This window comes from Streptomyces sp. NPDC044064 (genome assembly GCF_056434245.1).
The window spans coordinates 153,595-166,068 of the sequence record NZ_JBWKFN010000016.1 but is presented as its reverse complement, the minus strand read 5'-3'; the positions used below and the strand labels follow the sequence as shown (position 1 = coordinate 166,068).

At 70.2% G+C, this 12,474-nt stretch carries 6 protein-coding genes; 1 reads left to right on the top strand and 5 read right to left on the bottom strand.

The genetic code is table 11. The annotated features are described in order from the left end of the window. Positions 1–6: 6 nt before the first annotated feature. Positions 7–996, bottom strand: coding sequence for a zinc-dependent alcohol dehydrogenase (locus AC07DS_RS25810; protein ID WP_479148893.1), 990 nt, complete (start codon positions 994–996; stop codon positions 7–9). A 108-nt stretch (positions 997–1,104) separates the two neighbouring features. Between AC07DS_RS25810 and AC07DS_RS25805 the strand changes: the two genes are divergently transcribed. Then, positions 1,105–1,869: a CDP-alcohol phosphatidyltransferase family protein gene (locus AC07DS_RS25805; RefSeq protein WP_479148891.1), complete on the top strand. Its 765-nt coding sequence runs from the start codon at positions 1,105–1,107 to the stop codon at positions 1,867–1,869. 55 nt (positions 1,870–1,924) lie between these two features. Here AC07DS_RS25805 and AC07DS_RS25800 read toward each other — a convergent pair whose 3' ends face one another. The 4 genes from AC07DS_RS25800 to AC07DS_RS25785 all read right to left on the bottom strand — a co-directional run bounded on the left by AC07DS_RS25800 (position 1,925) and on the right by AC07DS_RS25785 (position 12,164). Further along, positions 1,925–2,638 carry a YcnI family protein gene (locus AC07DS_RS25800; protein ID WP_479149005.1) on the bottom strand — a complete coding sequence of 238 codons (714 nt, stop codon included), beginning with the start codon at positions 2,636–2,638 and terminating at the stop codon, positions 1,925–1,927. A 52-nt stretch (positions 2,639–2,690) separates the two neighbouring features. Then, complete coding sequence (locus AC07DS_RS25795; protein ID WP_479148889.1) at positions 2,691–3,326, bottom strand: hypothetical protein; 636 nt, start codon at positions 3,324–3,326, stop codon at positions 2,691–2,693. 233 nt (positions 3,327–3,559) lie between these two features. Continuing rightward, on the bottom strand, positions 3,560–9,745 hold the full coding sequence (locus AC07DS_RS25790; RefSeq protein WP_479148887.1) for a hypothetical protein: 6,186 nt from the start codon (positions 9,743–9,745) through the stop codon (positions 3,560–3,562). Positions 9,746–9,836: 91 nt separating this feature from the next. Continuing rightward, positions 9,837–12,164, bottom strand: coding sequence for a hypothetical protein (locus AC07DS_RS25785; protein ID WP_479148885.1), 2,328 nt, complete (start codon positions 12,162–12,164; stop codon positions 9,837–9,839). Between the last annotated feature and the right edge of the window lie 310 nt (positions 12,165–12,474).

The window sequence follows — 12,474 nt, the reverse complement described above, 5'->3', positions numbered from 1 at the left end:
CTTTTCTCAGGTCAGGCCGTTGCCGGTGTAGTTGATGCGATGGCACAGGGCGGGGATCTCGCCGGCGGCGAGCTTCGGCATCAGTTCCGGCAGCTCCTCGAAGGCGCTTTCGCCGGTGACGAGGGCGTCCAGGGCCGGGTCGCCGAGCAGGTCGAGGGCGAGCGCCATCCGTTCGGCGTAGCCGCGGCCGGCACGTGCGGCCGGGGAGACGGTGCCGACCTGGCTGCTGCGCACGGTGAGCCGGCGCGAGTGGAAGGCCTCGCCGAGCGGCAGGGCGACGCGCCGGTCGCCGTACCAGCTCAGCTCGACGACCGTGCCTTCGGCGGCGAGGAGTTCGAGGGAGCGGGTGAGGCCCTGTTCGGTGGCGCTGGCGTGGACGACGAGGTCGCAGTCGCCGAGGGCGTCGCCGGGTGCGGCGAAGTCCACGCCGAGGGCCTCGGCGGTCTTCGCGCGGGCCGGGTCGGCGTCGACCAGCTGGAGCCGTACGCCGGGGAAGCGGGCCAGCAGCGCGGCCACCGAGCAGCCGACCATGCCGCCGCCGACCACCGCGATCCGGTCGCCGATCTGGGGCGCCGCGTCCCAGACGGCGTTCACCGCGGTCTCCACGGTCCCCGCGAGCACGGCCCGCTCGGCGGGCGCCTCCTCGGGTACGACGGTGACGGCGCTCACCGGAACGACGTAACGGCTCTGATGCGGATACAGGCAGAACACCGAGCGCCCGACGAGCTCCCGCGGCCCCGCCTCGACGACGCCCACGTTCAGGTAGCCGTACTTCACCGGCCCGGGGAAGTCGCCTTCCTGGAACGGCGCCCGCATCACCGCGTGTTGGGACTCGGGCACCCCGCCGCGGAAGACCAGGGTCTCCGTGCCGCGGCTGACTCCGGAGTACAGCGTGCGGACCAGTACCTCGCCCTCGGCCGGCTCCGTGAGGGTGACGTCACGGATCTCGCCGTGCCCCGGCGAGCGGAGCCAGAACGCGCGGGCCGAGTGGTTCATCGGCATCCTCCTGAACGATAGGGAAGTTGTTCACGTACCGAGAAGTGCACAGGCCGCGCACAGTACGCGGCGTTGATCGACTCTGTCACTCGGCCGGAGGAATGCGCGGTGGCCCTGAACAACACGTTTGACGCAAGGCTTCAGCAGGAGACCGCCGTGGGAGCGGGCGTCCAGATCCTGCTGCTGGCCCTGCTCGGCACGGCGATCGGCATGGGGCCGGCCGGCTGGCTGACCGGGCTCACCTTCGCGTTCGCCACCTGGGCGGTCCTCTCCCGCGCTCTGCACCGCTCCCGGCTCAGTTCCTTCGGTCCCGCCAACCGGGTCACCCTCGGCCGGGCCACCCTGGTCGGCGGGGTGACCGCGCTGGTCGCGGACTCCTTCGAGAGTTCGCCGCCGGTCACGCTGCTGGTCGGCCTGACCGCGGTCGCGCTCATCCTGGACGGCGTGGACGGCAAGGTGGCCCGCCGCACCGGCACCTCGAGCGCGCTGGGCGCCCGCTTCGACATGGAGGTGGACGCGTTCCTGATCCTGGTGCTGAGCGTGTACGTGTCCATGCAGTTCGGCCCGTGGGTGCTGCTGATCGGCGGCATGCGCTACGGGTTCGTCGCCGCGGCCCGTGTCGCCCCCTGGCTGAACGCCCCGTTGCCGCCGTCCTTCGCGCGCAAGACGGTCGCCGCGCTCCAGGGCATCTGCCTGCTGCTCGCGGGCGCCGATCTGCTGCCGCGGGCGGCCAACCTGGCGGTCGTGCTGCTGGCCCTGGGCTCGCTGGTGTGGTCGTTCGGCCGGGATGTGCTGTGGCTGTGGCGGAACTCGCGTACGACGGTCGCGGAGGTGCCGGCGGAGCACAGGGTGCTGGAGCTGGCAGGGCGCTGAGGGCGCATACGGAAGGGCCCGGACCGTTCGCCGGTCCGGGCCCTTCCGTATGCGGTCAGGACCGTGCGGACCGGCTCCGTACGATCGCGAACGCGGCGGCGGCGAGACCGAGCACGCCGACCACCAGTCCGGCGACGCCGAGGCCACGGGCCGTGGAGTCGCTCGAGTCGGCGGCCTTCGAGGTGCTGCCCGAGCTGCTCTTCGAAGCCTCCGGCGCCGTCTTGTCCCCGCCGGCCGTGAGCTTGAGGACGGGGGCGGGGTTCTCCGGCTCGTCCCCGCCGGCCGACTCCTCGATCCAGCGGGCGACCTTGCCGTCGGAGTAGGTCTGCAGCGTCTTGAACGTCAACTGGTCGGTGTTGTCCGGCAGCTGGCCGAAGGCGACATCGAAGTCCTCGTACTGTCCGGCGCCGATCTTCCCACCGGTCCAGGTGATCGCGGAGACCGCATCGGTGATGGTGCCGTCGTCGGTCTTGACCGGCGTCTTGAGCTTGGTGGTGGTCACCTTGGCGGTCCAGCCGTCCTGCGGGTGGACCAGCACACCGAGCACTGGATGGTCGGTGGGCAGGAAGACCTGCACCTTGGTGGTGGAGGCGGTGTCCTCCTCGTTGGGCACACGGAAGGTGAGCAGGCCGTCCGTGGCTCCCTTGGCGTAGCTCTCCGGGTGGACGGTGACGTGCGCGGAGGCGCCACCGGCCGCGGCAAGCACTCCGGCGGCGGCGAGGGCGGTGACGGCCGCGGCGCGGCGCAGAGTGGTGCGTGTCGAGGTCATGTGCTTGGACATGGGTGAGTGGATCTCCGTACGACTGAGGGGTGTTGATCGGTCAGCTCGGGTACGGGATCGGGGCCGGTGGCCCGCGCCGGCTGACGGCGTGCCGCAGCGTCGGCCGGCGGACCGGCCCGGGGCCGGCGGGGAGACAGAGGGTGCGCCCGGCGGGGTCGGGCAGCGGGGCGACCCGCCACCAGGCGACGAGCCCCGGCACGAACGCGACCGCACGCCGCAGCAGCGCCCACAGCGCGGCCTCGCCGCGCCGCAGCCACCAGGAGGCGACGAGGGCGGCGAGGAGGTGGGCAAGGGTGGCGGGTGTGGCCATCTCGTGCGCGTGGGCCAGGGCGGCCGAGGTGAGCGCGGACACCGTGTGTGCGTGCGCCACGGCGTCGTCGTCCAAGGAGCTCATCGGGATACCGTGCGCGGACACGACCGCGTGCGGATGCGCGACGTCGAAGGCGATGTGCAGACCCGCCTGCGTGGCGAGCATGAGCGCCCCGATCCCCGGCAGGTCCCGCTCCCGACCTCCAAGCAGCCACCCGGTGACGAAGACACCTAGGAATCCGGCGCCGTCCGCCCACACCGGAGGCATGTCACCGGTGGCAAGCCCGTGCCCCGTGGCAGCCAGCAGCACACACACCGCGGCGAACACCGCGGCACGCAGACTCCTCACTGCCGGGGATGCGTTCATGCTGAGGGATCTTCCCACGACCGGCGCATACGTGCGGCGGCGGTGTCGTGTTCAGTCACCCGCCTCTTGGAAGTACCAGGACCGCCCCGGTATGGCGGCGAGGACCAACCAGGGCACTGCATCGAGGAGGGCGCCGCCAGTTGGTTGATCAGCGGACGTGCCCGCCGCTCCGCGGACCTGGAGCAGCGGACACGATCTTCACTGAGCCGAACCACCTGGGCCCGGCCATGTGGTCAAGCGCCCAGTGACAGACACTGCCGGAGCAACGATTCCAGGCGCAGCCGGCCGCCTTCCTCCCGATCGAAGACCTGCAGGGCGTCGAGGCAGGCGAAGACCCATCGGGCTTCCTCTTCGTCACCGCCGGACTCGTAGGCGATGGCCGTCACGATGTCCTCCGCGTCGGCCGGGTCACCCTTGAACTCGTTGTCAATGGCCTGATACCCCGCGGCAAGCGCCGGATCCGTCCGCACACCCGTCGCTTTGACGAAGGCGTGGGCCTCCGACCTGTCAGTAAGCAGGCGGGCCAGACTACTCAGGACCTTGTCGGGGTCACCCAGCTCGCGGTAGAGCCGATGCGCCTGGTCGACGAGCCAAGGCCACCCACGGGTTAGGGCGTGAAGCCGCTCAAGGCGCTCCTCCGTGTTGAACCCTTCGCCCAGGCGTTGTGCCCAGCCCCGCAGGCTGTGTCGGTCGTGGCGGCGCAGTACGACGGGAGCCGCAGGCATCTGCTGATCGCCGGTGAGGAGAGCGCGCCACAGGTCCAGCTGACGGACGTCGGTCACCAGCACGACAGCCCGGGTGACGCCCGGAATGGTGGGCAGCAGGCGGTTCGCGAGTTCGACTGCGTCACGGCAGGTCTCCGGCTTGGCCGGGTAGCGCGCGAAGTCACTGATGATCACCCGTCGTTCACGGGGTTGTCCACCCAGCAGCTCCTGCTTGAAGACGCTAGGCCGGCCGATCGGCGGCAGGGTCCAGCCGTCGATGCGCTCGGTGACCGTACGCAGCGTGTCACCCACGTCCATCACGCCCGTGGCCGGTGTGCCGAGTACGACCCTCGTCTGATTCGTCCGCTCACCGAGCACGTCGTCGAGCTGGGTGATCGTCAGCGGAGCGGAGCGCCCGTCGGGCAGTTCGGGCCGTCCTTCCAGGACGATGCTCTCCTCCAGCTTGCAGTCCCGTTCGGCCCTCAGCAGACGGGCCTCCACCTCGTGGGGGGTGCCGATCATGCGCAGAGCGTTCGGGCCGCGAAGGTGCCACCCCTGGCCATCATGGTTGGGCGCCAGGATGCCAAGTCCCACCATCTCGGAGAGGTAGGCCCTGAATCCCTCGGTGTCGAGCCGTTCGAAGCCCTTCCGCCACCAGGTCTCGCACTCCTCACGTAACTCTGCGTCGCTCAGCCGCATTTCCAGGCCTCGGTGCCGCGCGTGGTACGCCAATACGTTGGCGATCACGTCGTACCGGTGGTCCAGGCTCAGCGTGTCCTTGAAGGCGGCCGAGATGCCCGTCCTGAGGGCGGCGTCCGACTCCACCGTCTCGATGTCGGCGACCGCCACGGTGAAGGGCGGTCCGTCCGCTCCGCGCCGCGCCCGCTTGCGATGCATCACCTCGACCAAGCGGTGTCCGAACATCTGCAGCAGGAAGGGCTGATACGAGCAGAAGCCGAGCACCCGGTTCACGAGGTCCACGTCGTCGAACTCGAAGCCGAGCGCCCGCATCGGCTCCACCAGAAGGTCGGCGGCGAACTGCGGGGCCAGCGGCCCGATGACCTTGGGCGTCTGCGCGAGGTGCCCGAAGGGGCCGTTGCTCGCCAGTTTCGAGAAGCGCTGGACGGAGTGCAGGCCCGCGAAGACGACCTTGGCCCGGTCCTTGGTGTCGGACCCGAGTCCTTTCAGCTTCTTGGTCTGGTCGAATCGCGGGGCGTCCGCCTCGAAGAACTGGTCACATTCGTCGAGCAGAATGAGCAGGCGGCGCCGGGAGTCACCGTCGAGCCACGTTCGGATTCCCGTACGCACCCGTTCGGAGTGGTCCCTCTTGGGCGACTTGCGGCCGCCCTGCTGCCGGCCCAGCACCTGGACATCGGTCAGTTCCCGGTCCAGGACGCTCCACAGTGCCTCCGGACCGAGGGAGCTTCCCTTGCCGATGTTCTCCTGGTCCAGGTTGATGTACACGGACTGGTGGAATCCGGAGCGCTGCTCCATGAAGCGTTCCCCGGCATCGCTGAGCAGTGCCGACTTGCCGAGGCCCCGGCCGCCGAAGATGACCTGGGTGCCGCGCGGGTCGAGGATGCTCTGGCGTTCGGCGTCCCGTCCATAGAACATCTCCCTGCCGATCCGTCCGCGCTTCTCCCTGATGTACGGGTTGACGCCGGAAAACGGCAGGAGGGTCTGCGTGGCTGTGCTGACCTGCCGGTTGCCGCGGGCCGCCAGATAGGCCAGGGCCGCGTCATCTACGACCAGCATCGGCTGCAGGCGGTCGCTTCCCGCGGCGAGTTCCGCGCGGGCCGTCGGGCTCAAGGTGCCGAAATAGAAGACCAAAAGACAGGTCCCGCTGGGGTCTCGTCCTGCGAGACTCATGACCACTTTGGCAGGCGGGCGGCCCCAGACCATGAGCACGCGGAGGGTTCCGCCCTGTTCCTTGATCTGAGAGCCGTAGGCGGGCACCTTGGCTCGCCCGTTGACCTCCACGCCGGTGGCTTCGAAGAAGCGGTACTCACGGCGTTGCTGCGACAGTTCGTCCAGCCAGCGGCCGGTCTTGGCGTCGTATCCCAGGAGCTTGAGCGCCGGGAGCAGCTTGAACCGGGAAATGCTCCCGCGGTCCTTCTGCTCCGTGGCGCCCAGCTCGCGCCAGTCGCTCAGGGCGTCTGCCGCCAGTGCCGCCTCGTCGCTCGACAGGTTCCCGTAGTCGAGGACGTCGACGGTGGGGTGCTTTCCACCCGAGCGGACCAGGTCGACGAGTTCCTGGTCGACTCCCTTGGACAGGCCCTTGGGAACCACGGGGAAGAACTCGATCAGGTGGGACTCGCCGGCCTCGATCTCCGGTACAGGTTCACCGATCTCCAGGAAATAGACGAGGTCTGCCGCGGTCGCGAGCCCTCCCGTGTTCAAGTGCCGCAACACCTGCGCCCGTTCCTCGTCCGTGACGTCCAGGGCGTCGAGCCGCGCCCGGATGCGGGCGGCCGCCTCCTGGCGGTAGGCGGGCAGGTCGGCTCGCACCGTTACCAGAGCCCGACGGACGTCGCTCAGGTCGTGCCGGTCCGGATCATCGAGGCGAGCATAGGCGTCCGCCAGCAGCTCCTGCAGTCGCAGGTCCTGATCGTCCGTCACCGCTCCATCGGCCTGCGCACGATGAACCTCGGCCACGAGGTCTGCGTGCTCCGCGGCCAGGGAGGCACGCCTCGCGGTCTCCCGCTCGTCGGCCTCCGCCCACGTCGGCGCGCCGACCATCGCGCCGTCCTGCCCCGGCAGCGCTCCCTGCTCCGCGAGCTTCATGATGACGCGGGCCGCGCCGAAGGCATCGTGGGCGAACCGTTCGTCGAGGGCCTCCTCCCATCCGCGGTCGACGGCCGTCAGAAGCCGGTCGACCGGAGGCCGCTCGGCGAGCGTGTCACAGACTTTCAGCAGCTCTGCGTCCAGGACGAGTTCCGGGTCGGATGCACGGCGGCCGAGGGCTGCCGAGCGGGCGTCGCCAGACAGGAGGGCAAAGAGTTCCTCCATGGAACTGCGTGCCGCCCACGTGGCCGGCGCAGCCGTCGTGCCGGGCCTCCTGGCGAGCGTTTCGAGTTCCCGCATGACGGTGGCCCGATGACCCAGCACCGCTTGGCGCAGGGCCGAGATCTCCTTGGTGGCTCGGTGGGCGTCGGACCGCTCGGTCCCGCGCGCCCTGTCGACCGTCAGGCACCATTCCCTGGCCAGCGCCACTGCCCGCTCGACGACATGAACCAGGTCCTGCCGTCCCGCTCCCTGCAGCGGCTTACCGCTGGATGAGCGAAGCTTGCGGTCCATGCGGTCGATCTCGCTGTTGACCTCGGACAGCTTCGACAGGCGCTCAGCCTTTCCCCGGGTGTCCGGCAAGGCGTCGCGGTCATCGGTGATCACGGCCTGGAGCATTGATCCGAGCAGCCCGTCATGAGCCAGCCACCGCTTGACAATCTCGGTCGCCCGGGCGAATCGGAGACGCTGCGGAGCGGTGAGCGTGACGCTCTGCTCGCGCAGTGCCTTCAGCCGTGCCTCCGTCTCCGACACGTCGGCGATGACAACGAGCGGGGAGGCGATCATCAAGGCACCGCTGAGCGCACGGTCCGCCACGGCGGCCGCGACCTCGCCGAGCGCGTCCGGCAGCCTGGGCACCATGTCCTTGAGCTGGGCCCCGGCCACATGGTCACCAGTGACCAGGGCGGCGCGCAGCAGGGCGGGCAGCAGAATGAGTTCACTGGCCTCGAAGTCGCGGCCGCCCATAGTGGCCTGCTGGGTGAGCAGCTCCGCGACCAGCCGGGCACAGGGGCCGGTACCGGCGGTGAGCAGAGCTGCTGCACCTGCCATACGGAGGGCGGCCACCTGCGGCTCGGGACGGCCGGCGGCTCGCGCCACATGGTGGGCGAGTCCGAAGCGCCGCTCGGCGATCAGGCGTGCCAGGGCATGCTCGGCCGCTTGCCCGGTGTTCCCGAGGGCCGTCGTGTCTTCTGATGTCTCGCCCGCCTGCTGCCTGCCGATCACGACGCTGGGAGCGCCGGCATCCGTGGCCTGGTGGCTCTGTCGCTCCGCCGCGCCTGGAACCGCGGGGGCGGTCGCAGTGTCCTCGGTCGGTGAAACGGGCTGAGGGATCTTCGCGTCCGTGACGGTGGTGCCGGGTGCGGCGGAGGGCGACGCTTCGTCGACCGCGGCACTCGAGACGCCAGGTTCAGGAACTTCTGCGGGACCCTCGGTGGTGTTGTCGACGGCGTGGCTGCGAGTTTCGGGGCTCACCGCGCCGTGCGCGTCGAAGGGGGCGGCTGCGGACACGGCGTCGTCATCTCGTTCCCTGTCCGCGCCGCACTGGGCAACGGCGGCGCTGTCCGCGGCTGCCCCGTTGGGATACGGGCCGTCGGCCCCGACACTGTCCCTGTTGGTGCCGGGATGCGGCTTGCAGGTCTCTTCCGCCCGGGTCGAGGTGGAGTCGGTTCCTGCCTCAGCCCGGTCGGGCAGGGTGAGTTCGTTCGCCATCACTACCGCGGTGGCACACACGGGCAGCACTCGGACGACCCGTTCCTGAAGGGCCAGGATCTCCGCGGCGGCATCGGCCTGGCGCCCCAGGCGGATGAGTTGGGCCAGCGCGGCGAGCGCACCGCTCTCCTGTGTCTCCGTGTCTCCCCACTCCGGCGTGTGAAGAAGATGCTGGGCGCACTCGCGTACGGCTTCCGCGGCGGTGACGGCGGGGCTGTCCGACGCGCAGCCGATGGAAAGGAGTTCCCGGAGCACCTCCCGGGCGGCGCGGTCACGGTCGCGCATCTCCCTGAGGGCGTCGGCGGCCCGTGTCATGTCCTCAAGGCGGAGTGGCACCGTGGTGACCCCCGCAGCGGCGAAGGCGGAGCGTACGTCACCGAACACGTCCCGGAGCCCGGTCAGGGGTGTGAGGTCGGTCTCGGCGGGTGGGCGGCCGTCCTCGATCGCCGCGGTCACCCGCCGTGCCGCACTCGAGGCCTCGGCGACAGCGGTGGCCAGCCGTCGGCACGCGGTCTCCGGCTCGGTGACGCTCTCTTGCGCGGCCTTCTGCTGGGCGGACACCTCCGGGACACGAATGTCCTGAGCCGACGGCGCGGCGGCCGGCGCACCGGCCGGTTCCTGCTGCTCGTGGTCTCCAAAAGTGAAGCCCGGATGCGCCTCGACGACCGCTCGCGCGGCGGAGCGGATGGCGCCGAGGTGCTGCTCGTCGATCCCCAGTTCGGTCACCGCTCCCAGCCAGTCCTGGTCCGCGGCCCAGGCGAGGACGTGCGCGTCGGCGACCGATGCCTGGCACCAGGCGAACATCGCGGTCAGTACCAGCTTCCTGCCCCACTTGGTCACGGGATCGGAGCCCTGGGCCTCGGGGAGTGCGGCTGCGCCGACGTCGTTCATCACCGTCTGGGTGAGAGCCCGGGCACCGCATGTGCAAGCGTGCTGGCGTGTCTCGCGCCGCAGCCTGCCGAGCACGTCCCGGCACAATGCGTTGCCCGCCCGCCGTGGGGCCGCCATGCGGATGGCCAGGCTGCCGAGGAGATCCTGACGGTCCTTGGGGCGCAGCGAGTTGAAGGCCAGTTCGACCATGCCGGCCGTCAGCTGGTCCAAGGCGGCCCTCGTCGGCTGCCCCAGTGCGTTGAGTGCCGTGGCCAGAGCCTCCAGGCTCTCGACCGACACGCCGGGCGGGGACATCGGTGGCCCCGCGACAACGTGGTAGCGGTCCTGCATGGATGGGCGCCTCCGTTCTGTGGTTGGGTGGTTCGCCGGACACCGGCTGTCCCGCGCGGGAGGTGTACGGCCGTAGGTGAAGCTCTTCGGCTCAGCGACCGCGGATGTGCTCGGTCACGAAGGTGTAGCCGTCGGGCAGTTCCCAGCCGTCCGCCTTGCCCAGCCTGCGGCAGTGGTCGCGGAAGGCGGCTCGCTGAGCCTCGCTCGGCGAGCGGCCGGGAAGCAGGCGACGCAGATGGCCGGGAACGTGCTGCAGTCGCATCGGCTCGGCTGCGAGGCCCGTGGCTCCCCACGGCCGGGTGACGCGCACTCGGGCGGGCCGGTAACCGATGAGCGGGATCCGCCGCTCCCCCGGCCGTGCCGGGAACTGCGGCTGCCCCGTGGCATCGCGGCTGCCGGTGGCCGGCTCGAGCAGTCCCTCGGCAAGCAGATCCGCCGCAGCGCGGTCGAGTGCGGCGGCCTGACTCCGAGGCGGTCGCTGCCCGTAGGCGGCGACGGGCAGGTTGGCTCGGTCGAGCAAGGCATGGCCGTCCGTCGTCAGCAGCCCACAGCGGCGCACCACGCGCATCACCATCTGTCGGGGCGAAAGGCCCGCGGCGGAGTCGCCATGGCGGTCGCTGCCCGGGACGTCTTCTCGGGTGAGTACGAGCGGGTCATAGCAGTGGCCCGTCGTGCGGTCGCCGACCCTCACCCGGTGGTCGAGTGGGATCGTCCTGATGCGAAGCACCTGCCTGCCCCGGGACCAGTGGAGTTCGAGCAGCAGGCCGGGAAAGAAGTCGGCGGGCCAGGTGACTCCCGTGAGGCGGCCGAAGCCGTCGCCCAGCTCGGCGACCACGTGCTGAAGGGCTTCGTTGTCCTCCACCGTGCCGCCGAGGTGGAGGAATTCGAGCCGCACTGTCGACTCGCGTCCGTACGTCTCCCGCAGTTCTTCGGCGACGAGCGGATGCAGGGGGAGGCAGGCATCGATCAGATGAGCCAGGCGCAGGGGCAGCCGCCAGACGACTTCAGGGCCACCACTCCGTACCAGCTCACTCGGCCCGAGGGTCTCATCATCCGCAAGCGGCGCATCAACGGGTTCCAACTCCGGCTCCGGCTCCGGCTCCGGCTCCGGCTCCGGCTCCGGCGAGGATGCCGATGGCGTCGTGGACGCCCATCCCCGGCCGACCGGGATCATCGGGTCGGTCGGCTCCTCCGCGTCACCCGGGAAGTGGGAACGCCAGACGCCTCCTCCTTCGAAGGCGTCGTCGAGTGTGACCCGGGTGCCGTTCGCGAACAGGCCCTGTTCACTGTCCCGCTGGACCACGTCCGCGAGCGTCACGTTCGCCCGGCACACCGCCGCCGCGTAGTCCACGCCCTTGATCAGTTCCCCGGCCCCGGGGAATGCGCGCAGCCGGGGCCCGACGGCCGTGTAGACAGTGACCGGTGCGGCCAGTCCGTAACGACGCCGCGCCGGTACCGCCGCGCGCTCGACCGCCGCTGCGAGGGTTCTGAGATCGTCGCCGCCGAGTGGACCGGTGCCGCGCCAGCACGAGGCCAGCGACTCCCGCGTGATGGCGTACGGGCCCCACATACGCAGCCGCTCGCTGGAGGCGAGCACCCGGCCCACCGTGTCGAGGAGTCGGAGCAGGCCCGCGCGAAGCCCGTCGTCGTCCCCGCCGTCCACCAGCATCGTCAACGACACGGGGACGAATGGACTGAGAAGTTGCGCCCGCGCCGTGGTCAGCAGGTACTCGGCATAGGCCTCAAGGTCGGTGCGCCGGGCCGCTTCCCGGGACGGGTAGCAGGCGTCGACGACCACGTGCCCGTCCTCGTTGATCCATCGCTGGTGGGTCCGTAATCGCTGCAGCTGGGCCGGCGACAGGCTCAGGCCAGGACCGAAGGCGTGCGGGTCCGGGACCAGGAGTTCACGACGCGCCGGGGACTCGCCCGAACCCGGCTCGCCCGGTCCCTCGGCACCCGCAGGTGCACCGGACACCCAAGCCGGTATTTCGCCCAGGTCGCCGATGCCGGGGTGGGCGCCCTCCTTGTAGACGATCTCGGCGTAGAGCGGGTCGGATCCCGTGGCAATGCGCGCCATCGCCCCTACCGGGAGGGCCGGTCCACACTCGCCGAGGGCGACCGTGGGGAAGTCGTCCAGCCGCAGAGGGCTGCGGCCGTACCCTTCGCCACCGAGGTCGTAGCCGAAGTAGACGGCGTTGAAAGCGACGGCGGCGTGCACTGGAGCCCGGCGAACCGCGACGACAGCTTCCAGGTACCGCCGCAATCGATCGCGTTCGATGGCAGGCACAGCCTCGTAGTCCTCCGCCATGGCGGAGGTGAGCAGCGGATGCTCCCCGTAAGGATCCCCCGCGTCTGCGATCAGGCCGCCCAAGCCCGTTTCCTCGGCGTCCGTCGGTCCGCCGCGTGTCCTGACGGCCATTGATGCCCCTGGTTCCCCACCCATGATGCCTCCAGCGCACCCACAGGTTGTTGCTACCACCTGCGACGCCTTACGCAGGCTATGCCCGCCTCGACCTTGATGACCATGCTTTGGTCATATTCGCGAAAATCATCGAATCGCCCGCCGGTGGGCGCCCCAGGCGAGCTTCCACACAACGCAGCCTGTTGCTTGCTCTGCATCGGACGGCCCGCTCGGGCGGCCACTCCCAGTCGGAAGCGTGACCAGATAAGCATGGCAGTGAAAGCATTGTCAAACACATTTACGGATTTGACGAGTGCTGTAGGTTGTT